Raw genomic sequence first — 23,633 nt, 5'->3', positions numbered from 1 at the left:
AAGATAGTTCTAAAATAGAAAATATAACAGAATTTGATTGCTAAATAACCATGAACGTTTGATATTTAGTTACGGATTGATTACCAGCTGTCAGTAATAAGTAGTCTATCCTCAATTTTATAAACTAACAACTGAAAAAACAGCCAACAACTAACAACTATTTACTATCTATCAACCGTTTTTAAGATTGATGAATTTCTCTTTTATGATTTGTGCAACAGGCTTATTTTCAATTTTACTTTCAAGCCAAGAAAGAATATCTAAATATAAAAAAGCTCTTTTTTCATAGGGGTGATGCTCGTAGACTTTCAGTCTGTCGTATACTTTTGTAAGCTCCTTTTTTATTTGATGTGGAAACGTGTCACCCAATATTTTAATAGAAGAAATAATTTCTTTTTGTACAGCTTGCAGATTTTCCATTTTTAATAAAAACCGATACGTATCTTTTAATTGTTGTTCTAAATCGTAATCTAAACCACATTCATAATGAGCAATTAAAGAAAGTATTCTGGCAAAACATTGCAAATCATTGGCAACCTGTATGTTTTTAGGTTTAATTATTTTGTTTAGGTAGTAAATACATTCTTTGTTCTTACCCATACCAAAATACAAACAGGCTATTTTGTAATAAAAAACAACAATATGGTGGTTGTCGAGTCGGTCTTTATAAAGATTAATTTTATCGTTAATAATGGCAACCCAATGTTCACCTTCAGCAAAGCTGCCCTCTAGAAAATGTAGGTGCAGCCTATTGGCATAATAGTAGAGAAAAGTAAGAATTTCTGTATTGCTGTTTTTAGGTATTGTTTTGTTTTCGATTTCCTTTTCAAAGAGGGAGAGCTCTTCCTTAAATTTAGTGTAATGCTTTATAAAAAAAGCACTTTCTAAAAGGTAATTTTTTCCTTTTAAATAAAAAACAGGATGTAAAGAAATATTTTTAGGATCAATTTTAAACAAGTCTACCCATTTGTTGGCATACTTATAACTTTGTAAAAAATCTTGTGTTAAAAAACTATGCCACAAGTGCGCTTTGTACAACCATAACTTTTCTCTAAAGCCTAAATTTTCATACGTGTATTTAGGTAATTTAGAATTAAAATAAGAGTTTATATGTTGTAGTTCTTCATCATTTTTTACGTAACCATTTTTTAATAAAGTTCCATATAGTTGCAGCGATAAGTTAGATAGCTTACTAGCAATTACATTTTGCTGACTAAGTTCTTTTGCTTGAATAGTCAATTCATCAGAGCGCGTATCAATACTTCTAGTTATATATTGACTTTCAATTACCTTTTCTAACTCTACAATTTCATAAGCAATATTCTTTTCTTCATTCTCAATAGCCATGTTTTTTGCTCTATCAAGAAGCTTTAAACTTTGCTTATACAACCCTTTTTGATATAAAACAGTAGCAAAATCTAGCTGCTCACGTATTTGAATTCTAATGTTTTTGTGAGCAGGATTCATTCGTAAACTAATTAGTATTTGCTTGTATAAATGTGCTTTTAAGTTAGATAATTGTTGCTTGCTAACGATACCACTTTTAATGATTGCTTTTTCGTCATATTTTTTTTGTTTCTCAAGTAGTTTAAAAAGCGCAAAAAATTTAGCATCAACATTACCACCCAAACGACCAACATACAAATTAAATTGACGCTTTTCTGACTTCGATAAAGACTTTATTAATACAAATAAAGCATCATTTTGTTGGTTGGCAAATGTAATTGGTTTATTCATAAAATATTGTTAATCAGTATTTTAATTCTATTTTTTGTTCTTTTGGTATCGTAATAAGCACTTTATAAAAGAACTTTATTGAAAAGCCAATATATACATTTGAATTTTATTTTGATAATCATAGTTAGATTTATGCAAAGCGATAAGATCCAAATTTTTGATACAACATTACGAGACGGCGAGCAGGTTCCAGGCTGTAAATTAGATACCCAACAAAAACTAATTATTGCAGAAAGGCTCGATTTTTTAGGAGTTGATGTTATAGAGGCGGGGTTTCCTGTTTCGAGTCCGGGTGACTTTACATCGGTACAAGAAATAGCGAAATTGGTTAAAAATGCTGCTGTTTGTGGATTAACAAGAGCTGTAAAAAAAGATATTGAAGTAGCTGCTGAGGCTTTAAAATTTACTAAGAAACCAAGAATTCATACAGGTATAGGTACGAGCGATTCTCATATTCAATTTAAGTTTAAAGCTTCAAAAGAAGAAGTAATTGCCCGTGCCAAAGAAGCGGTTTCGTACGCCAAAAATTTTGTAGATGATGTAGAATTTTATGCAGAAGATGCCGGAAGAACAGACAATGCCTTTTTAGCCAAGGTTTGTGAAGAAGTTATAAAATCTGGCGCAACCGTACTAAATATTCCAGATACAACGGGTTATTGTTTGCCCGAAGAGTACGGAAAAAAAATTAAATACTTAAAAGACAATGTAAAAGGCATTGAAAACGTAATAATTTCTTGCCATTGCCACAACGATTTAGGTTTAGCAACTGCAAACTCTATTGCAGGGGCAATCAACGGAGCACGCCAGATAGAGTGTACCGTGAACGGAATAGGTGAACGTGCAGGAAACACTGCTTTAGAAGAAGTGGTGATGATTTTAAAGCAACACCCTTATTTAAACCTTCAAACAGATATCAATACCAAACTGTTGTACGATACCAGTATGATGGTTCGCGAGCGTATGGGAATGCCGGTGCAACCTAACAAAGCCATCGTAGGTGCCAATGCCTTTGCACACAGTTCAGGAATACATCAAGATGGGGTTATTAAAAACCGTGAAACCTATGAAATTATCGATCCAGCAGATGTAGGAGTTACCGAGAGTGCGATTGTATTAACAGCAAGAAGCGGAAGAGCAGCTTTGGCATATCGAGCCAAAAAGATAGGGTATGAGCTAACTAAAATTCAGCTAGATACCGCTTACAAAACGTTCTTGCAATTTGCCGACAGACAAAAAGAAGTGATAGATGAAGATATTCATCAAATAATGAAACAAGTCAATAAAATTTCAAAAATAGCCGCAGCCTAATGGGAAAAACATTGTTTGATAAAGTATGGGATGCACATGTGGTATATACAGTGAAAGATGGACCACAAATTCTATATATAGATAAGCATTTAATTCACGAGGTAACCAGCCCGCAGGCATTTAACGAGTTGAAAGAACGTAAGATTCCAATTGCACGACCAGATAAAACAGTAGCAACAGCCGATCATAACACACCAACTGTTAACCAGCATTTACCAATAAAAGATGCGCTATCAAGAAATCAATTAGAACAGTTAAGCAAAAACTGTGAAGAAAACAATATTACTCTGTATGGTTTAGGACATCAATACAACGGAATTGTGCATGTAATGGCACCAGAATTAGGAATTACCCAACCAGGAATGACCATGGTTTGTGGAGATAGCCATACATCAACACATGGTGCTTTTGGTACGATTGCTTTTGGTATTGGTACCAGTCAGGTAGCACAAGTATTTGCAAGTCAATGTTTGTTATTAGAAAAACCCAAGAGTTTACGTGTAAATGTAAACGGAAAACTTAAAAAAGGAGTCCTTCCAAAAGATGTAATCTTATATATAATTGCACAACTAGGTACCAACTCAGGAACAGGATATTTCTGTGAGTATGCAGGAAATGTATTTGAAGAAATGTCTATGGAAGGACGCATGACCGTGTGCAACATGAGTATTGAAATGGGAGCCAGAGGAGGTATGATAGCCCCAGATCAAACCACTTTTGAATACGTGAAAGGACGTGAGTTTGCACCAAAAGGAGATGAGTTTGATAAAAAAGTAGCCTATTGGAAAACATTAAAAACAGATGAAAAAGCAGTATTCGATAAAGAATATTCATTCAATGCAGAAGATATTGAGCCAATGCTAACCTACGGAACCAACCCTGGAATGGGAATAAAAATTTCAGAAAACATTCCCCAACTAGAAGATGCTTCCTTTGAAAAGTCATTACAATATATGAACTTTAAAAAAGGAACATCGTTAATCGATACGCCTGTTAACTACGTATTTATAGGAAGCTGTACAAACTCTAGAATAGAAGACTTTAGAGTGGCTGCAAGCTACATAAAAGGAAAACAAAAAGCGCCGAATGTAAACGCTTGGTTAGTACCAGGCTCGCAACAAGTAGCCAAACAAATAAAGCAAGAAGGCTTACAAGAAGTTTTTGAAGCCGCAGGATTTGAATTACGACAACCAGGATGTTCAGCTTGTTTAGCAATGAACGACGATAAAATACCAGAAGGAGAATACTGTGTGTCAACTTCAAATAGAAACTTTGAAGGACGACAAGGTCAAGGAGCAAGAACCATCTTGGCAAGTCCGCTAATGGCTGCTGCAACAGCAGTAGAAGGAAAAATTACAGATTTTACAAAACAGCTAAACTGATGGAGAAATTTACGAAACTAATAGATACGGCAATACCACTACCTACTGAGAACGTAGATACCGACCAAATTATACCTGCACGTTTTTTAAAATCAACCAATAAAAAAGGCTTTGGAGATAACCTGTTTAGAGATTGGCGATATACAAAAGAAGGAAGCTTAAATAAACGTTTTGTACTAAACGACAAAAACTATAACGGAAGCATTTTAATAGCAGGAGATAATTTTGGATGTGGTTCGAGTAGAGAACATGCAGCATGGGCTTTGGCAGACTACGGATTTAAAGTTGTAATTAGTAGTTTTTTTGCCGATATTTTTAAAGGAAATGCACTTAATAACGGCATATTACCTGTACAAGTATCTAAAGAATACTTAGCAAAACTTTTAAAAAAAGTTACAGAACAACCAAATACAACCATAATTGTCGATTTAGAAGAACAGATATTAAAAACACCAATAGGAAATGTAAGATTTGAAATCAACCCATACAAAAAGCTATGTATGATAAATGGTTACGATGATATTGATTTTCTAATGAGTAAAAAAAATAGGATACAAGATTTTGAGTTAGCACATGCTAACCATTAGTTTTTTTAAATAATAAATTAAAAAATGTAATTAAAAAGGACACAGCAAACAACTAAGATAACGCCTATTTTAAGGTGAAGGGTGAAATAGGTGGGTTGTGTCCGAATTTAAAATAACGACGTAAAAGTATGAAATATACGATAGCAGTAATATCAGGAGACGGTATAGGACCTGAAGTAACAGAACAATCAAAAAAAGTGCTAAGAGCAGTAGGAAATATTTTCGATCATACGTTTTTGTTTAAAGAAGCCCTGATGGGAGCTTGTGCAATCGACAAAACAGGAAATCCATTGCCAAAAGAAACCATTGAATTGTGTAAAACAAGTGATGCCATATTGTTCGGAGCTATTGGAGACCCAAAATACGATAACAACCCAGCAGCAAAAGTACGTCCAGAGCAAGGGTTGTTACAGTTAAGAAAAGAATTAGGATTGTTTTGTAATGTGAGACCTGTAAAGGCATACGATACGTTACTACACAACTCTCCTCTTAAAAAGGATAGAATTGAAGGAACAGATATTACCATTTATCGAGAGCTAACAGGAGGCATTTATTTTGGACTTAAAGAATTGAGTGATGATGGAAAGCATGCTTTTGATGGCTGTTCATATACAATAGAAGAAATCGAAAGAATAGCACACCTAGCTTTTCAATCAGCTCAAAAAAGAAGAAAAAAATTAACTTTGGTAGACAAGGCCAATGTGTTAGAAACTTCAAGATTATGGCGTAAAACCGTAACAGCAATGGCAGTAACATATCCTGATGTAGAACTTGATTTTTTATATGTTGATAACGCAGCGATGAAATTAATATTAAATCCGAAAGATTTTGATGTAATACTAACAGAAAATCTTTTCGGAGATATACTCTCTGATGAAGCGAGTGTAATTGGCGGTTCGATAGGCTTACTAGCTTCGGCCTCTTTAGGAAAAGAGAATGCACTCTTTGAGCCAATTCATGGATCTTTTCCGCAAGCAAAAGGAAAAGATATTGCAAACCCTTTAGCATCGATATTATCAACAGCATTATTGCTAAGACACTTAGGTTTAAATGAAGAAGCAGAAGTAGTAGAAAAAGCAGTACAAAAATCTCTTGAATTAGGCATAACCACCGAAGATATCAATACGAAAAATCCGTTTTCAACAAGTAAAGTAGGCGATTTTATAGCAGACTATATATACAATCAAGAAGACAGTGATTTAAATTTTCAGAATATTCACATGGGTCAAAGTACCATTATATAATCTCAATATTTGTAATTATAAAGCTTCCTATCGTCAAGATAGGGAGCTTTTATGTATTGAACATGATTTCTGAACAACATATTCTAGTAAAATAACACTTTTATAAAATTTACGAATAATTTTTTCGTATAGTGTGAGTTTGAGACAACAGAAAAAAAATTGTCAAGCAAATCTAATGGTAGTTATAGAATTATTTTTGAGAGCAGGCTGGTTAAGACTAGATTTTTTGTTTCTTTTTCATCAATGGAAAAAGAAAAATAACTTAGAAAAAGAGTATTCCATGTAAAATCCAAGTCGTTAAGAAAAGAACTCAATGATAGTGATTTTTAAGAATGATAATGAATTAAAAATTGTACTTCGGCTGTACTGAGAAATATGCTATCACTCCTCAATACAAAATTATTTTCATTTCATTCAACTAATTTTACTCGAAGAGACAATAGACCTGAATACGAAATAAAAAACCATATATCGTATAAAAAGGGTTTCAAAGGAAAAAATAATAAAATCAATACTGCCATACCCCAAACTAAAATCATTGAATTGATATTCATTTTTTATATGTTTAGTTTTTATTTAAATTGTTTAATATTTAATATTTTATGATTTTTCTGTTTAAATATTCTTTTTTTTAACTTTTTCATTGTGATTATTTCACAATTTTGAATCTAATGTGTAGTTTTACTGCGAATTTTAAAAACCCTTCATACCATGAAAAAAACAAAGTTAGCCCTAATTATGGGCTTATCAGTGGGTGTGTTCTTCACCTCATGTTCAAGCGAAAACGACCAAGTTAAAGATTCAGGAATCGTAGAGCAATCTAGCGAAAACCCGGGATTAAAACCAGTTCCTCAAGAAGTTGTAGATGCTGCAGCTAAATTGGAACTTAACGTTGAGCACATTCGTTACGACAATTTTTATTTCCCTGACGGAACTTCTGAAGTACGTTTATTCATTGAAGAAGACGTAGTAATGACAGAAGAGCAGTTATTTACCTTAGCAAAAGCCAAAGAAGAAGGTTTATCAGGACGCCAGTATTCAACCAACAACTTAGTATCTCAAGGTAGAAATATTTCTATTATTGGATATACAGGAGGCGGTGGTTACGGTCTTTCTAGTAAAGAACAAACGGCATTGCAGTGGGCGGTAAACAACTACAATCGTTTAAGTGGAGTTTCTATAAGCTTTACATTAACGTTTGGTACCAACTATGATGATAAAGATATGGTAGTGTACCGCAATCCGAACCAGTCAGGTTCAGGAGGTAGTGCAGGTTTCCCAAGCGGTGGTTTACCATACAAGTTTGTACAAATCTACGGATTATCAGGGTATACAACCAACGTAAACGAGCACGTAATTACACACGAAATCGGACATTCAGTAGGGTTCAGACATACAGATTGGTTTAGCCGTCAAAGTTGTGGACAAAACGTAAACGAAGGAACTGCTGGTGTAGGAGCGAACCATCTATCAGGTACACCAACAGGATACGATTCAACTTCATTAATGTTAGCATGCTTTAGCTCAAACGAAGACGGTGAGTTCAACTCAAACGACATAAGAGCTTTACAAACAATGTATTAATTCAATATATTTGAGTAAATTAACTAAAAGCTAGTCCTGAAAACTATTATAGTTTCAATAGGATTACACAATAAAATCTCTCAATAAGCAACTGTTTATTGAGAGATTTTTATGTTTTAAAAATATTTACAATATGTTTATGAAAAAGAAAGCAAAGTTTTATCCAATAAAGTACACATAGTTTGTGTCGTACGCATACATAAATTAAGCATACTTTCTTTCCATATTACCTAAACCTTTAAAAGCACTAATTTCTAAATAGTTCAAAAAAAAAATAGAAGTTATACGATATTTTATAATCAAACATCGTTCTGTAACTAATGTTACAAAAGAAAAAAACCGCTATAACTCCTATCCTTATTCAGTTTTTAGCTTTTTTATTTACTTCAAAAAGTCATGAAATTCCAACAATGATAATTGTCATAACTACAGGAATAAATCACTCTTAATTTTGTGCTCGGTCAGTAATTAATTGAAGAATTCGCACAGGTGAATTCAATTTTAATACAGCCAAAAATTTATAGAATTTTTTAAAAATTTTACCATGAAAACAACATTTCCAAAATTAATTGTTTTATTTTTTTCCATAGGACTATATGCGCAAACAGGTCATATTATGCAAGGAGTAGGGGCTGTTAATATGTCTATGGGTGGAGCAGCAACTGCACAGCCTCTTGATATTTCTGGTGCTATGCATTGGAATCCTGCCTCTGTAGCTGCCTTCGATCATAAAGTTATAAAGTTTGATGTGGGTTTATTCTTTTCTTCTCCATCACTAAGTTCGAGTTTACCTAGCGGTATGCTCTTCCAAGCAGGTGATATGGGACCAGGATCACCTGAATCACCACCAGTTTTTGGCACTACCGAAGATGAAAGAGGATTGTCGTTAATGCCAGCCATTGCCATGCTCTGGGCTAAGGAGGATAGCAAACATACCTTTGGGCTTTCTGCCTTTGGTATTAGCGGATTCGGAGTTACTTTTCCGCAGGAAACTAACTTGCCTTTTAGTGCGGATGGAAATCCTAATATGAATTGGGATCCTAGTAATTCTAATCCTATTCTTTGGCCTCAAGCTTTTAGAGGATTTGGTCGCGTTCAATCTGATTACATGTTGTTACAAGTTTCAGGAACTTGGGCTTACGAACTATCAGACAAAGTATCTATTGGAATACAACCAAATATAAACTATGCCGCTTTAACTTTAGAACCCAATCCTTTGGCAGCACCAGACTTCCCTCAATTACCAAACGAAATAGGAAAAGGCTATCCAGTATCCGACAAGGCATCTGCTATAGGTTTTGGCGCACAATTTGGTATTTTCTATGATTCAAAAGCTGGTATCAAATTAGGAGCTTCTTATAAAACAGCACAAAAATTTAATGCTTTCGAATTTAAAAACACCTATTTAGATGGGTCATCTGCACCAGAAGTAGCATTTCAAATGGATTATCCAGCAATAGTTTCTATGGGAATAGGATATTCAATTAATAATATTGATTTAGCATTAGATTTTAGAAGAGTTTTGTATGAAGATACAGAGGGATTCAAAGCTAGTGGATGGCAAATGGGAGACAACGGTTTTCCAACAGGAGCCGTACAGGGATTTGGATGGAATAACATTTCAGTTTTATCTGTAGGTGCCCAATACAAAGGAATTCATAAACTACCTTTACGTTTTGGTTACACACACAGTTCTAATCCGATAGCAGAAGAATTAGCGTTTTTCTCTACCCCAGCTCCCGCAATTATTAGAAATGCATATCAGCTTGGTTTAAGTTACGAACTTACAAACAAATGGCAAATAGATGCGGTATACCACTATGGTACAAGCGATGGCAAAACTCAAGGAACTCTACTTGACCCGAGTGCGATTAGCCCTACAAATCCGCTTGGAAAAATCCCTGGAACTACAGTAGCTTACGATATGACTACATCTATGATAATGTTTGGTATTCAATATCAATTCTTGAAATAAAAAGGTACCTGTAAATCATAAGAACACCTCCAGTACAAATGTACTCGAGGTGTTTTTACCTATATAAACACCGTGTATAAGAATAATAGCAAAAAACAAGAAAAAGCACAAGTGTTCTTACTAACTGATTTTAATGTTTTAGTTAGGTTTTGTGTAACTAGTACCTCTATACAAAACAGAAATAATTTCTTGATTATTTTTCCAGTACAGAAAAACAGGTGTTAAAGTTTTGGCTTAGTTCTAAATAAAGGCCTTACATAGCTTTAAAATTAATTCCATTTGTTGAAATTTTGGGGTTGTGCATCAGCTACCATTGTTGTGTGTAGTTTTTATTCCACTATTATTGTTTTTTCAGTATTCGACATTTTTACTATACAAAAAGGTTGAGTCATAACTGAAGTCTCATATTCAGTTTCAAGAGTAGAAATAGTTATGTTATTCTCATTTTCAATAACATTTTCAGTTTGAATTCCCCATCCTTGTCCTTTTACTTCAAGGAAGATTGCGACGATTAAAAACTCGTCAAAGTCCACATTTATTTCTGTAAAATTGTCGCTTACATTATTTACAGAGTTCATTTGAGAAATTAGATTATGCCATTCATTCGTATTTTTAATAATCATATTAGATTCGGGGATTCCTTCTTGTCCATTTCCGTATAAGGCACCTTTTCCAATTTCAGTAAAATTAATTGACGTCGATTCAAAATCCGAATTATCATCATTATTACAACTGCTTAAAATTCCAATTCCAAAGAGAAATATTAAAATTTTTATTTTCATAGTTATTCATTTTAAAGTTACCTATAAGATGCTTTAATATTCATTTGGTTGCTTCAGATTCTGACTCAACCTTTTTTTATCGTTCTGAAAAGCAGCCATTAATGTTTCTGTTTTTTAGGCGTGTTTTTTACTTTTTTCAGCTAATTAAACGTTAAACTAAAGTAATTATTCATTTTTTCCATAAAGGTAGGAATTGGCTAGAACATCTCGGTTATGGTTAGTACGGGAATTAAAAGTAATGAATTTCCGATTAAGCACTTAGCTAAAACTTCTTATTTTGTTTTATCTTTTCATTTTTAAAGCCAAATCAAAAGATTTGGCAGACTTGGTTAAAAGCTATAAACTTCGGATTAAGCACCAAAACCCGTATTGACTATAGCCATTGTGTCTGTTGCACAACCCCAATATACGATTTATTTTTTACAATATGGAAGAGGTTTTTTATATTAAGTTATTGTTTTTCAGATATATAAACTGTATATTTAATCATGTAAGACAAAAAACGTATTAAGAAAAACTGTTCACTTTCTTTCAGTTGAGTGCGCATGTACCCCAAGAAAACTTTTATCGCAGATTAAATTGTGGAGCCTGTTTTTGGAACTCTTACACAGTATATGGGCTTGCGCAAAGTTAATGTTAGGGGTATCGATGGGGCGAATAAGTGCATGCTCATGGCTGGGGCGGCTTATAACATTAAAAAACTATTAAAATTCTTGGGTACACCTACTAAAACTGAGTCCAAAGCGGTTGCTTTTGTGTTTTGGTTAAAAAACGTACGATGTCACTTAATAAATTTCGTTTTAAGCTCAGAAAAAAAGTAAAATAAGGAGTTAAAAATTTTGGCTTCGTTCTAAATACAACCCTTACATAGCTTTAAAATGAATTCCATTTTTTTGAAATTTGGGAGTTGTGCATCAGCTACCGTTGTTAGGCAACGTTTTTTATTCACTCTCCTTTTCAAAATAATTCCAAACTTCATCTCCGAGTTTTTCTCCATACTCTGAATTGGTGAAAAGAATATATCCCCATTTTTTTTCTGTTTCTATAAGATATGAGCAAGTAAATCCAGCGTTGTTTCCTCCGTGAAAATAGGTGTTACTATAAACTTTATCAGCTGTTAAAAAACCTAAAGCATAATAAACACTAATTCCAGTTGAAGATGTAGATATTTTTGAATGATGTTTTAGCAATTCGGAATAACTTTCTTTAGATAAAATTTTGTTATTCATTATTCCAATCATCCATTTTGAAAAGTCTATCGGTTCTGTCAGCATAGATGAAGGTGCAACGAATTTTCCTTTATCTTTTTTGTACCAATAATCATTTTTTAAATCAATCCAATCGCCTTGATTGTTATAAGGTTCTGCCTTATTTTTTTCTGTATAAGATGTTGGTATAAATACTGTATGTTCCATTTTTAATGGTTCTGCGACTTTCTTTTGAAAAAGAGCTTCTAAACCGTTCCAATCCGTATTTTCTATTTTTTTCAGAACCATAGCGAGATATTGATAACCTTCTCCAGAATATTCATAAGCTGTTCCTGGGTCAAACTTTATTTTTAATTTTTTATCGTCTTCATTTTCTCTCCAATTCGGAAATCCTGACCTATGGCTTAAAACCATACGTGCTGTTATTTTCTTATACCTTTCGTCATTGGCTATATCTTCATATGGTAAATATTCATACAAGGGTTTATCTAAATCCAATTTGCCTTCTTCAACAAATTTCATTACAAAAAAAGCAAATACTGATTTTGAGATTGATGCAGCTTCGAAAATGGTTTTGTTGGTAACTGGTAACTTTTTTTCAACGTTGGCAAATCCAAAATTTTTGTGATAAACTACTTTACTGTCATTTATGACTGCAATTGAAAGTCCGGGAATATTCAATGAGTCCATTCTCGATTTGAGGAAAGTATTAATTGAGTCAGTTGAAACTTCAACTCCTAAAAGGTTCTTAATTTTGTTTTGTGATTCACAACTTGTAAATGAAATTGTTAAGAGTAGGAATATAGATATTTTCAATAAATTTTCTTTCATTCGATGGTGTTTTTTAAATCTTGCCTAACGTCTCGGCTATGAGTAGTTGCGTGGGTTAACACTTAACTTTGCAATTACACACCAAACTGAAAATCCGCCAGGATTTTCCGAGTAGGCTAGAACCAAGGAATTATTTTTACACGATGTGCCTGTTGCACAACCCCAATATACGATTTTATTTTTTTCAATAAACGAGCGATTTTCATGTTACATTATTGTATGTCAATTATCTATTACTAGGCGCAGTATGAGCGCAATATCGCCTAGGTAAACAGTCGACAGGAACGTTACATCAAAGCCAAACGACAAAGCACGGTAGAACCCGTTTTTGGAACTTTCACACAGTATATGGGCTTGGGCTAAGTCAATGTTAGTGGTATCGATGGGGCGAACAAGTGCATGCTCATGGCAGGGGCTGCATACAACATTAAAAAACTATTAAAATTCTTGGGTAAACCTACTAAAACTGAGGCCAAAGCGGTTGCTTTTGTGTTTTGGTTAAAAAATGTACCCAATTACTTAACAGCTTTTGTTGTAAGCTTTCTAAAAGAAGAAAATCAGGTGTTAAAGTTTTGGCTTCGTTCAAAATAAAGCCCTTACATAGCTTTAAAATGAATTCCTTTTTTTGAAATTTGGGGTTGTGCATCAGCTACCGTTGTTGCCAGTAGTGTTTTTCGCTAAATATGTTTTATCTAATTCTTTTGCTATTTCGATTGCTTCTTTCACAACCCCTTTTGGGTAATCATTAATTTCAAGTATTCTAATTGCGTTTCTATTTTTTAATTTTCCTACTTTCAGTTTGTAATCAAAACCTACATTCTTGTCATTTACTGTTTCACTAAAATGGTACAGATCATATTCGTCCGAAAGCATATCGGTTAATTCTATGTCGTGAGTTGAAACCAATATTTTATTATTATTCTTTGATAAAGCAGATAAAACAGATTTTCCAGCAGAAATACGCTCTACTGTATTTGTACCTTTAAATATTTCATCTAAAAGAAACAGGTTTTTATTTTTGCTTGCGCTCTCTTTAAGCATTTCCTTAATGGTTAATACTTCTTCAAAATAATAACTTTTGTCGTTCATTAAATCATCACTTATTCGGATAGCCGAAAACACTTTTAACAAAGGAAAAGTCATTGATTTTGCAAAACAAGTATTAATTGTAAATCCAGTTATTACATTTAGTCCAATTGCACGAATAAAAGAAGTTTTTCCAGACATATTTGAGCCTGTAAGAAGTATGGATTTTTCAGATATTTTTATACTATTAGTTGTGCAATTAAAAATTAAAGGATGACTGATATTTTCAACAATGATTTTATCTCCATCATTAATAATTGGCAAACAGAATGTTTTAAGTCCGTTTCTTAAAGACGCTATTGAAATTAGCATATCAATATGTCCAACAAACTTAAAAACGTTTTCTATTTCTTCTCTTTTTTTATTTAACCTTTTTAAAACTCCAAATAATAATAAAGGCTCAAGCAAAAACATTGTTTTAAAAATCTCAAATATAAACCAAGCTATGATTTCAAATTCTCCTTGAAGTTTAGCTTCGAGTTGAAAAAATGACATTCTATTTTTAACTTCATTTATTAATTTTATTGACTTTGGCAAGTCAGGATTTATTTTTTTAAATAATGGGTTTGTAAATAAATGAGAAGCGATATTATTAAGTCTTAAAAGCTGCGGAATTGAACTTACATATTGTACTAAATTATTTTTGTTCCAATAATGAAGCACAAAATTCACGCAGAAAACGCCTAATAGAACTATGAAAAATATAGGATTAAAAAATCCAAAAATCAATGATAGTAGACTTGTAAACGACAATAATTTTATAATAAAAAACCATTTTGGTTGATTAATGTGTTCTTCTTGAAATAATGTAGTTATGTAGTAAGCATCTTTATGTTTTAGTTTTTCAAGCTTTTTTTGAACCGAAATTCTTAATTTGAAATTTTTTGATAATTCGGTTACTATTTCTTCGTTTAGCTTGGTTTGCTTTTCATTTACTTTTATTGTCCGAAGATTATTGTAAAAGTATTGTTGACCTACTTTTGAATGAGTTCGGTCAAGAAACATAAACAAATCATCAAAATCCAAGTCGTTACAAGTTTTGTCTGATAATACTTGATATGCTTTTGAATTATCTTTATTTCTGAAGTATTTTTCTATGTTATTAAAGTCAAAGGAATCATCTTTCAGTTTTCCAAATGATTCTTTTAACCTTTGATTTAACTCTCTTTTTCGATTGAAGGATATTTGAGAAAACGAGTATTTTATTTGAAATATTATATCTTTAATCATTGAACAATTAGTGTTCAATTTCTATTTAATGTTACAAAAAATGTTCAGTTTATTGTTCATCTGCTGAATTTTAACGAGGTGTTTTTACATTACTGGCAACGGTTTGGCTATGCGCAGTATCCCGAAGGGCATTGCGTATAGGTTTTGTTGTGTGCTGCCTTTATTATATTTCTTCGTCAATATGTTCTTCGATTCTAAACTTTTGATTTGATAAGTCAAAAAAATGATAAAATGCATATGACCAATCCGTTTCGGGTTTGTTAATTGCTCCAAAAAATTCAAGTACGTTTTCATCAATTCCATTGAACCAATATCCGTGCAAATTCGCAATATCAAGGAAATCTTGTCCTGCATAATCCACAAAGGTTTCTTTAACGAACGTAGTGTCCAAGATTAATTGGTTTCCCTTTAGTATTCTTAAATGCTTTTTGCTGTCCCTATACTTATCAATATACTTTATCCCGTCACTTTCAAATTCGTTTGTAACGTATGAGTCAAGAGTTGTACTTTGAATCGAAATTTTAAGATTTTGAGCGGATATAATTGTGTCAAATTTTACGGTTTCATTTTCTTCAGGGAAGTATCGTTCAATGACGCTTTTGTCTGTTAAATTTTGACGTTCAGAAATTGTCAAAGTGTCGATTCGCTTTTTTGAAGTCTCAACACTTTCAGGTTTCTTTTCAACTGCCAATTTTTCTTTTTTCTGCTCACTGCAGCTGAAAAAAATGATTGACATTATCAATATTAGAAATTGACTTTTCATTGTTTCTTTTGGTTGCACGTTTGGTATAAAAATAGCTGCGGTTTTGTGTGAGAGGATTTTCCGCAGGAAAATCAGAGTTAGCAAAACTGCAATGACCTTTTGTTAGGAACTAATTTAGCAATTAATTTTATACGGCTTAAGTTAGCATTTTATTAAATTTAGGTACTAAATAAAATATAAATCAAAAGAACCAAAGAGAGGAATAAGGTTATTATATACGGTGAGAATTGTATCTCGTCAACATTCAAAATCCCCTCTCTTTTCTACGTTAAATTAGTTCAGTTCTATGAAGTAATAGACTTCGATTTTAAGTTGTTGAATTCTCTGTAGATTGGCTCTTTATCATTTTTTTTGTTATACATAAAAATACGCAAATTTTTGGAATAGACATTAGTAAAGATGTCTTTGATGTATGTGATTTTGACGGTAAAAATCATCAATTTAAAAATACCCTTTTAGGGTTTAAAAAATTTAAAAAGCTTCTTGTTGTTGACTCTCATTGTGTGATGGAGGCAACAGGTTATTACCATCATCAATTAGCGTATTATTTGTTAGATCAAGGAGTCAAGGTTTCTGTGGTAAACCCTTTAAAGATTAAGCGATTTGGACAGATGAAATTATCAAAAATAAAAACAGACAAGAGCGATTCGAAACTTATCCAAGATTATGGCAAACAAATGAATCCGAGACAATGGTTTGGTGATTCAAAAAAGTGACAAGAAAACTTACAACTATCTAGATTACTTAGTGTTTATACAAAACAAAGCACTCAATTAAAAAATAAAATCCATGGTGAAATGACTTTGGGCACACCTTCAAACATAGTCTTAAAGTCGTTAAAGAAGCAATTAAAAAGCTTACAAAAAGAGATGAAAAATTTGGAAAAGGAGCTTCTAAAAAGTGTAAAAGATAATCACCAAGAAAGTTTGACATTATTAAAAAGTATTCCTGGTATAGGAGAAAAAACAGCAATACAATTATTGGTTTTGACAGATAATTTTGAACGATTTGATAACTACAAACAATTGTGTAGTTATGCAGGAATAACACCCTTAATCAGGGAGTCAGGAAGTAGCGTAAAAGGCAAAGCTCGAATAAGTAAAATAGGCAATGTAAAACTTAGGAATTTATTGTTTTTATGCAGTTTCAATGCCTGTAAATACAACAAGGCATGTAAAGCACTTTATGACCGCATTGTGGCAAAAGGAAAGAGTAAAAAATTAGCATTAATAGCAATTTGTAATAAATTACTAAAACAAGCTTTTGCTGTGGTTAAAAATGGATTACCCTATGACGAAAATTACAGAAGTACTTTAGCCAAAATTTATTAAATTTTATTTGGTTTTATCCTCAGTTCTTTGTTAGGCACTGGCTTTTCATTCCAAAAGTGCTTTTATTTTCGACCAAAAACTATCTTTTTTTGGTTTTCTATTATTTTCTTTTTCCGCAATCTTATCAATAAATTTTTCTGGGTCTGTCAAAAATTTTACTGCGTTTGATTTTTTCAAGTCTTCAAATATCAATTCGGATTTTGGCTCAAGTAAAATTCCATTTGTATTAAAAACCATTAAATCATTTCGCTCACATAAATTGAGCATTCCGTTCAAAAAAATGGTAATATTTTCTTTTTTCCTTAAATCTGTTCGAAAATGAAAATCTTCTATAATTTGAGTTTTTGGGTCAAAAGATAAAAAACAGTCATTGTCTTCTTTAATTTCCGAATTTCCTTTCCAATTTATAGAGTCCAATGAATCTTGTCCCCAATTTGCTCGCGTAACTAATTTGTCAATCTGTTCAGTCGTTTTTTTTATTTCGATTTTAATATTTTTCCACCATTTTATGGTATTTGCATCTTCAAAATCAGGTTCAGGTAAGTTTTCAATATCAACTATATTTTCCCAATATTTTTCCCAACCTTCATCGTTAATTAAAAGTTCATTTGGAATAGTTCCGTATTTTTCGAGTATAGTTTTCTTTGGAACGATATTCAATTGGTATTGCCAAACTGCCATTTTATTCTCGGTTTTTTTTGCTTGTGCCTAACGTTTTGGGTATGCAATGTTTGGCTCTTCGGAGCGAATATCTGTCTCCCGTTGCGAAAAACGAAATGCGAGCTAAAACTGAACGCAAAACACTAATCGCCAAATGTTGCATACCCGATGTTGGCAACTGTATTTTTTATTTTGAATAATCTTCCATTTCCGTCGTTAACATAAATATCTCCTTTGTAAATAAATGGATTACCAATTCCATATTCAAATTCGGATTTAAATACTATTTCGCCTTTTCCATTTATTCCTAAAAATTTTCTGTCCTGTGTTCCAAAGTATAGTATTTCTTTATGAAGTATAAAGTCAGTTCCAGCATCTAAATTTTTATTTTTGGTATTCCAAATAATTTCTCCGTTTTTAGTGTCTAAACATATAATGCCATTTTCATAGGAATTTATATAAAGTTTATAATTATTTAGTAATGGTTTTAAGAATACTTCGGGATCTGTTCTAATCTTCCATAATATTTTACCAGTTACTAAATCCGCTTTGTAAGTGAACCCTTTTAGATATGATGAATCAGAATTGAAAAACACACTTTTATTATCAATAATTACTTGACTGTTTAAATATCCTTTATTAACAATTTCCCATTCAATATCCTTCTTGTTAAGATTAATACAAGTTAAATGATTCCCAATATTCTTTTTGTAATTAAAATTTCCAATAATCAATAGACTATCTTTTAGTGAAGGTTTAGATGTTGATAACAATTGATAATCAGGTTCAATACTCCATAATTCTTTTCCATTTTTTAAATGATTTGCAAATAGTCCTTTACTAGATCTAGTATTAAATATTATCGAATCAATAATTATTAGTCCAATTGTTTTTGAACTTGTGGATTCTGACCAAAGTAAATCTCCATTTGTGCTGAAAGCCTTTAATGCATCTGCTCCACCAAAATAAATACCTTCTTTGTAAATTTCAGGACTTAAATTAGCATAACTACCACGTGAATATCTTTTCCATAACATTTTTCCAGTAGATACGTTTAATTTAAACACACTATCATTCATTGTGTATCCATAGATAAAGTCACTATCTAATTTTAATGAACTTGTGCTCCAATTTACATCTTTAGTTTTCCAAATCAAATCAAGATTTTGATGAAATTCAATTTTTTCCTTACAACTGAATAAAAAAAATAGGAAAACAATACTGTAAATTATTCTCATTGTGTTTTTGATATTGTTGCCAACTCGTTTTATCCCAAACTTTAGTTTTGTTATCCCGATAAAAACATGGGATATCGTAAAGTTTAGCCATTTCTATATGTTATCAAATATATTAAAACCAAAGCTTTACCTAAAACAAAGTTATTAACGCGATATTGTTATTTGTTAATAAATTATATAACTCCAACGAACTTACTACAAGGGGTATACAAATTCTTACGGAATTCCAGAAACCTATTAATTTTTATGATATGTAACACACATTATTGAATGGTCTCTTTAAAGAAAGCTTTAACGATATAATAGACACACCACAAAATACAATCGTTCGGTAGCTGATTTCTAATATTATGTACAAAACTTAAAACAGGTCTGTAATAAGAAATAACGAATGTAAAAGCGAAATTGCAAAGCAAAGCTTTAATCATGAAGCTTTTAAAATGAGTGTTGCGTAGCAATTTCCTGATTACAGACTTGATTTTTTGATTCGTTTTTTTATCAAGAAAAAATGAATAACTAGAACTAAAGTACCTGAATAGTAGTTTTATAGATTATACAGTAGAAAAAGGTCAGTTAGATACTGTTTGCATTGAGGTTATATGAATTAATAGACGCACCACAAAATACAATCGTTCGGTAGCTGATTTCTACTATTATGTACAAAACTTAAAACAGGTCTGTAATAAGAAATAACGAATGTAAAAGCGAAATTGCAAAGCAAAGCTTTAATCATGAAGCTTTTAAAATGAGTGTTGCGTAGCAATTTCCTGATTACAGACTTGATTTTTTGATTCGTTTTTTTATCAAGAAAAAATGAATAACAATAACTAAAGTACCTGAATAGTAGTTTTATAGATTATACAGTAGAAAAAGGTCAGTTAGATACTGTTTGCATTGAGGTTATATGAATTAATAGACGCACCACAAAATACAATCGTTCGGTAGCTGATTTCTACTATTATGTACAAAACTTAAAACGGGTCTGTAGTAAGAAATAACGAATGTAAAAGCGAAATTGCAAAGCAAGGCTTTAAGCATGAAGCTTTTGAAATGAGTGTTGCGTAGCAATTTCCTGATTACAGACTTGATTTTTTGATTCGTTTTTTATCAAGAAAAAATGAATAACAGTAACTAAAGTACCTGTATTGTAATTTTATAGATTATGTAGTAGAAAAAGGTGAGTTAGATACTGTTTACATGTAGATTGTATGAATTAATAGACCTACCACAAAATGCAATCGTTCGGTAGCTGATTTATAATATTATGCACAAAACTTAAAACAGGTCTGTGATAAGAAATAACGAATATAAAAGCGAAATTTCAAAGCAAGGCTTAAAGCATGAAGCTTTTAAAATGAGTGTTGCTTAGCAATTTCCTGATTACAGACTTGATTTTTTGATTCTTTTTTTATCAAGAAAAAATGAATAACTAGAACTAAAGTAACTGTATTGTAATTTTATAGATTATGCAGGAGAAAAAGGTCAGTTAGATACTGTTTACATGTCGGTCGCATGAATTAATAGACACACCACAAAATACAATCGTTCGGTAGCTGATTTCTAATATTATTGACAAAACTTAAAACAGGTCTGTAATAAGAAATAACGAATGTAAAAGCGAAATTGCAAACCAAGGCTTTAAGCATGAAGCTTTTAAAATGAGTGTTGCGTAGCAATTTCCTGATTACAGACTTGATTTTTTGATTCGTTTTTTATCAAGAAAAAATGAATAACAATAACTAGAATACATAGCTCAATAAAAAATTGATAGAAATTCTTAATCGGGTAGTAGTACAACCCAACATTAACACCTAACAAGCTAAGAGAAACACCTAACAAGCTAAGAGAAACACCTAACAACCTAAGAGCAACACCTAACAAGCCAAAAGGAACGTATAACAAGCTAAGAGGAACATCTAACAAGCAAACAGGAAAGCCTAGCAGAGCAATAGGAATGTCTAACAAGCTAAAAGGAGCATTATACATTATAAAAATCTTAACAACAGTATCTTACGAAGCGTTAAATAGCTGTTAAAAACAGTGAATTGCGATACGATAATTTGACTAGCAAACAAATAAAATATAAGTTTAACCAAAATTGTTTAACCTAAATCAAATTGTTATGTCTTCAACATCACAGAAGTCATTTTCTAGCAGACTAGGAAATGCCAAAAAACTAAAAACCATTGTAAGCAACTTTACCAACTATCAACCACCGGTAGAAGAAGCATCTGTAGCAAAACTTACCGAAACTATCGAGCAGATAGAAACCCTACAAACCAATTACAACAACGTAAAAGCAGACTATACGCTAAAAACAAACGAACGAAAAAAGATTTTTACAGAAAATGAAAACGCTATAGACAAGCAACTAGCGCCCATAAGAGCCTTTGTAGAAGCCCTAAAAGGAAAAGATAGTATAGAACTCTCACAAATAAGTACCCTTGTAAACAAAATTCGCGGACAAGTGCCAAAAAAAGCGACAACCAAAGAACAAACCGATACCAAAACAATTAGTCAAATAGAAAGAACCTATGCAAGTCGAGTAGCAAACTTTAAAAACATCATCGACATACTCACTACCTTAGGAGAAAGCTATGCCCCAGCAAACGAAACCCTAAGTATAGCCTCTTTAACCACCTTGGCAACAGCAGCAGAAGCAAGTACAGAAGCAGTAAACACAGCATTGGCTACCTTAAAACCCGTCATAGAACAAAGAAAAGAACTATATAATACCCTAAGCAAACAAACACAGGATATAAAAAACTTTGTCAAAGCACAATACGGACAAACCTCTAACGAATACAAACAAATAAAAGGATTATCCATTTAAAAAAATTCCTCGTGGGCTTCTCAACCTACGAGGATTTTTAATTATCTAATGGTTAAAATCATTGTTCATCACAAACAAAGACAAATCACGTGAAGTTCATTTTTACATCATTACGAACAAAGCATAGTAATCTCACTATAAAAAATACGATACTTTAAAATACAAATATCTAATAACCATCAACTACATTTAAGACCAATAAAAGAGACACATAAGTGTATTATTTATGTTTTTCGTTATTTAGCAACCTCATGCGTTATACGTTTTACACATCAAGCCAAAGTATAAAAGAACTGTATACTATCTTTATAGAATTAGAACGTGAATTACTTGCCGATACAAAAATTTCCAAAAATATGACCTAAAATATCCTTATCAACGTCGTATTCACCAGTAATATTTCCTAAATGACGCAAACATTCACGAATATCAATAGCAAATAAGTCAGAAGAAATACCCAACTCAATACCATTTTTAACCGAATTAATACTCTCTAATGCCAAAGTCAATGCTTCGAAATGACGAGAATTCGTAACAATCGTTTCATTGTTACTTAAAGCCCCCATATTCACCAACGAAATAAGCTCTTTTTTTAAGGCATCCACCCCTATATTTTGTTTCGCAGAAAGTAAAATCAAGTTGTCAATTTCAGATTCTAAAATAGCAATATCATGACAAGATAACGTGTCAATTTTATTAGCGATGACCAACAAACGCTTGTTAGGAAAACGCTCTTTAATAGTTTCAATCTCTTCTAAAAATAATTCTTTAGAATGTATGTATTTATTAGCATCGATTAAAAAGATAATCAATTGGGCATTTTCAGCCTTTTCATACGCCTTTTTTATCCCAATACTTTCAACAATATCCTCCGTTTCTCGAATCCCAGCAGTATCAATAAAACGAAACACTACTCCCTCAATAATCAATTCATCTTCAATCGCATCGCGAGTAGTACCCGCAATATCAGAAACAATTGCCTTTTCTTCATTTAGTAAAGCATTTAATAAGGTAGATTTTCCTACGTTCGGTTCGCCAATGATGGCAACAGGAATCCCATTTTTCATGGCATTACCAAAAGCAAAAGAATCAATCAATCGTTTTAAAACAGCAGTTATTTTAGCCACCAACTCTTTAAATTTCGTTCTGTCGGCAAATTCCACATCCTCCCCAGAAAAATCAAGCTCTAACTCAATTAACGCAGCAAAATCTAATAATTGTCCACGCAATTCTTTCAACTCATTGGTAATACCACCACGCATTTGCTGAATCGCCATTTGATGAGAGGCAGCAGAATTTGAAGCAATCACATCGGCAACAGCTTCCGCTTGCGATAAATCCATCTTACCATTTAAAAAAGCACGCATGGTAAATTCGCCATTGTCAGCCATTCGACAACCATTCTTCAGAAATAATTGAATAATTTCTTGCTGAATAAAACTAGAGCCATGACATGAAATTTCTACTACATTTTCGCCAGTGTAGGAGTGCGGATTCTTAAAAATAGAAACCAATACCTGATCGATTACCACACCATTATGAACGATATGACCCAAATGTAAGGTGTGCGATTGTTGCTGAGTTAAAGATTTTCCTTTTCTTACAGAAGAAAAAAAGAATCAACCAGTTCAATTGATTTTTCGCCCGATAAACGAATAATGGCAATAGCACCAACTCCAGAAGGTGTTGCCAAAGCGATAATGGTATCGTTTTGTATCATGTTGCAAATATACACAGTCCATCATCTAGGCGCAAATAAGCAGTACGCTTTAAAAAGTAAAACAAAATAAAAAGAATGCAGCATAAACTACAGTAAAATATAGGAAAGAAACCACGAATGAGGTTAACATTTAA

The 23,633-nt window shown here is 32.3% G+C and carries 17 protein-coding genes and 2 pseudogenes; 10 read left to right on the top strand and 9 right to left on the bottom strand.

The genetic code is table 11. The annotated features are described in order from the left end of the window. Positions 1–171: 171 nt before the first annotated feature. Positions 172–1,737 (bottom strand): hypothetical protein, encoded by a 1,566-nt coding sequence (locus tag P8625_RS03370; RefSeq protein ID WP_279652088.1) that lies wholly within the window; start codon positions 1,735–1,737, stop codon positions 172–174. A gap of 132 nt (positions 1,738–1,869) precedes the next feature. On the opposite strand from P8625_RS03370, the gene P8625_RS03365 reads away from it, so the two are divergent. The 6 genes from P8625_RS03365 (at position 1,870) to P8625_RS03340 (ending at position 9,817) form a co-directional block, all read left to right on the top strand. Next, positions 1,870–3,045, top strand: coding sequence for a 2-isopropylmalate synthase (locus P8625_RS03365; protein ID WP_279652087.1), 1,176 nt, complete (start codon positions 1,870–1,872; stop codon positions 3,043–3,045). After that, positions 3,045–4,427 carry a 3-isopropylmalate dehydratase large subunit gene (leuC, locus tag P8625_RS03360; protein WP_279652086.1) on the top strand — a complete coding sequence of 461 codons (1,383 nt, stop codon included), beginning with the start codon at positions 3,045–3,047 and terminating at the stop codon, positions 4,425–4,427. Before P8625_RS03365 ends, leuC begins: the two co-directional genes overlap by 1 nt. Continuing rightward, positions 4,427–5,014: a 3-isopropylmalate dehydratase small subunit gene (gene leuD / locus P8625_RS03355; protein WP_279652085.1), complete on the top strand. Its 588-nt coding sequence runs from the start codon at positions 4,427–4,429 to the stop codon at positions 5,012–5,014. Before leuC ends, leuD begins: the two co-directional genes overlap by 1 nt. A gap of 128 nt (positions 5,015–5,142) precedes the next feature. Beyond that, entirely contained in the window at positions 5,143–6,258 is a 1,116-nt protein-coding gene (gene leuB / locus P8625_RS03350) for a 3-isopropylmalate dehydrogenase (protein ID WP_279652084.1), read from the top strand. Between the two features lie 711 nt (positions 6,259–6,969). After that, entirely contained in the window at positions 6,970–7,842 is an 873-nt protein-coding gene (locus P8625_RS03345) for a M57 family metalloprotease (RefSeq protein ID WP_279652083.1), read from the top strand. Positions 7,843–8,386: 544 nt separating this feature from the next. Further along, complete coding sequence (locus tag P8625_RS03340) at positions 8,387–9,817, top strand: OmpP1/FadL family transporter (RefSeq protein ID WP_279652082.1); 1,431 nt, start codon at positions 8,387–8,389, stop codon at positions 9,815–9,817. 329 nt (positions 9,818–10,146) lie between these two features. Here P8625_RS03340 and P8625_RS03335 read toward each other — a convergent pair whose 3' ends face one another. Next, positions 10,147–10,599 (bottom strand): hypothetical protein, encoded by a 453-nt coding sequence (locus P8625_RS03335; RefSeq protein WP_279652081.1) that lies wholly within the window; start codon positions 10,597–10,599, stop codon positions 10,147–10,149. Between the two features lie 581 nt (positions 10,600–11,180). Between P8625_RS03335 and P8625_RS03330 the strand changes: the two genes are divergently transcribed. After that, a complete protein-coding gene (locus P8625_RS03330) occupies positions 11,181–11,420 on the top strand; it encodes a transposase (protein ID WP_279652080.1) in 240 nt (79 codons plus the stop codon). Positions 11,421–11,540: 120 nt separating this feature from the next. On the opposite strand, the gene P8625_RS03325 is transcribed toward P8625_RS03330, so the two are convergent. Beyond that, positions 11,541–12,638: a serine hydrolase domain-containing protein gene (locus tag P8625_RS03325; RefSeq protein WP_279652079.1), complete on the bottom strand. Its 1,098-nt coding sequence runs from the start codon at positions 12,636–12,638 to the stop codon at positions 11,541–11,543. A gap of 405 nt (positions 12,639–13,043) precedes the next feature. On the opposite strand from P8625_RS03325, the gene P8625_RS03320 reads away from it, so the two are divergent. Further along, complete coding sequence (locus tag P8625_RS03320; RefSeq protein WP_279652078.1) at positions 13,044–13,229, top strand: hypothetical protein; 186 nt, start codon at positions 13,044–13,046, stop codon at positions 13,227–13,229. A 54-nt stretch (positions 13,230–13,283) separates the two neighbouring features. On the opposite strand, the gene P8625_RS03315 is transcribed toward P8625_RS03320, so the two are convergent. Continuing rightward, the gene (locus P8625_RS03315; RefSeq protein WP_279652077.1) at positions 13,284–14,954 is read right to left on the bottom strand and encodes a MutS-related protein; all 1,671 of its coding nucleotides are present in this window, start codon (positions 14,952–14,954) and stop codon (positions 13,284–13,286) included. 163 nt (positions 14,955–15,117) lie between these two features. Further along, complete coding sequence (locus P8625_RS03310) at positions 15,118–15,717, bottom strand: DUF4738 domain-containing protein (protein WP_279652076.1); 600 nt, start codon at positions 15,715–15,717, stop codon at positions 15,118–15,120. A gap of 356 nt (positions 15,718–16,073) precedes the next feature. Between P8625_RS03310 and P8625_RS16430 the strand changes: the two are divergent. Further along, a pseudogene (locus P8625_RS16430) lies at positions 16,074–17,048 on the top strand (IS110 family RNA-guided transposase). A 45-nt stretch (positions 17,049–17,093) separates the two neighbouring features. Here the strand turns inward: P8625_RS16430 and P8625_RS03300 are convergent. From P8625_RS03300 to P8625_RS03290, 3 genes are all read right to left on the bottom strand, one after another. Further along, positions 17,094–17,708, bottom strand: coding sequence for a hypothetical protein (locus tag P8625_RS03300; protein ID WP_279652075.1), 615 nt, complete (start codon positions 17,706–17,708; stop codon positions 17,094–17,096). A 143-nt stretch (positions 17,709–17,851) separates the two neighbouring features. After that, a complete protein-coding gene (locus P8625_RS03295; protein ID WP_279652074.1) occupies positions 17,852–18,946 on the bottom strand; it encodes an outer membrane protein assembly factor BamB family protein in 1,095 nt (364 codons plus the stop codon). 1,653 nt (positions 18,947–20,599) lie between these two features. Then, positions 20,600–20,932, bottom strand: coding sequence for a hypothetical protein (locus tag P8625_RS03290; protein ID WP_279652073.1), 333 nt, complete (start codon positions 20,930–20,932; stop codon positions 20,600–20,602). A gap of 136 nt (positions 20,933–21,068) precedes the next feature. Between P8625_RS03290 and P8625_RS03285 the strand changes: the two genes are divergently transcribed. Continuing rightward, the gene (locus P8625_RS03285; RefSeq protein ID WP_279652072.1) at positions 21,069–21,779 is read left to right on the top strand and encodes a hypothetical protein; all 711 of its coding nucleotides are present in this window, start codon (positions 21,069–21,071) and stop codon (positions 21,777–21,779) included. 326 nt (positions 21,780–22,105) lie between these two features. Here P8625_RS03285 and mnmE read toward each other — a convergent pair. Further along, a pseudogene (gene mnmE / locus P8625_RS03280) lies at positions 22,106–23,499 on the bottom strand (tRNA uridine-5-carboxymethylaminomethyl(34) synthesis GTPase MnmE). Positions 23,500–23,633 lie beyond the last annotated feature (134 nt).

This window comes from Tenacibaculum tangerinum, assembly GCF_029853675.1.
GTDB lineage: Bacteria > Bacteroidota > Bacteroidia > Flavobacteriales > Flavobacteriaceae > Polaribacter > Polaribacter tangerinum_A.
This window is presented reverse-complemented; position numbering and strand designations above follow the sequence as displayed.

Bases quoted from the DNA above. Each gene is read 5' to 3' on its own strand.
- P8625_RS03370 (WP_279652088.1), bottom strand. From the start codon at position 1,737: ATGAATAAACCAATTACATTTGCCAACCAACAAAATGATGCTTTATTT.
- P8625_RS03365 (WP_279652087.1), top strand. From the start codon at position 1,870: ATGCAAAGCGATAAGATCCAAATTTTTGATACAACATTACGAGACGGC.
- leuC (WP_279652086.1), top strand. From the start codon at position 3,045: ATGGGAAAAACATTGTTTGATAAAGTATGGGATGCACATGTGGTATAT.
- leuD (WP_279652085.1), top strand. From the start codon at position 4,427: ATGGAGAAATTTACGAAACTAATAGATACGGCAATACCACTACCTACT.
- leuB (WP_279652084.1), top strand. From the start codon at position 5,143: ATGAAATATACGATAGCAGTAATATCAGGAGACGGTATAGGACCTGAA.
- P8625_RS03345 (WP_279652083.1), top strand. From the start codon at position 6,970: ATGAAAAAAACAAAGTTAGCCCTAATTATGGGCTTATCAGTGGGTGTG.
- P8625_RS03340 (WP_279652082.1), top strand. From the start codon at position 8,387: ATGAAAACAACATTTCCAAAATTAATTGTTTTATTTTTTTCCATAGGA.
- P8625_RS03335 (WP_279652081.1), bottom strand. From the start codon at position 10,599: ATGAAAATAAAAATTTTAATATTTCTCTTTGGAATTGGAATTTTAAGC.
- P8625_RS03325 (WP_279652079.1), bottom strand. From the start codon at position 12,638: ATGAAAGAAAATTTATTGAAAATATCTATATTCCTACTCTTAACAATT.
- P8625_RS03320 (WP_279652078.1), top strand. From the start codon at position 13,044: ATGGCAGGGGCTGCATACAACATTAAAAAACTATTAAAATTCTTGGGT.
- P8625_RS03315 (WP_279652077.1), bottom strand. From the start codon at position 14,954: ATGATTAAAGATATAATATTTCAAATAAAATACTCGTTTTCTCAAATA.
- P8625_RS03310 (WP_279652076.1), bottom strand. From the start codon at position 15,717: ATGAAAAGTCAATTTCTAATATTGATAATGTCAATCATTTTTTTCAGC.
- P8625_RS03295 (WP_279652074.1), bottom strand. From the start codon at position 18,946: ATGAGAATAATTTACAGTATTGTTTTCCTATTTTTTTTATTCAGTTGT.
- P8625_RS03290 (WP_279652073.1), bottom strand. From the start codon at position 20,932: ATGTATAATGCTCCTTTTAGCTTGTTAGACATTCCTATTGCTCTGCTA.
- P8625_RS03285 (WP_279652072.1), top strand. From the start codon at position 21,069: ATGTCTTCAACATCACAGAAGTCATTTTCTAGCAGACTAGGAAATGCC.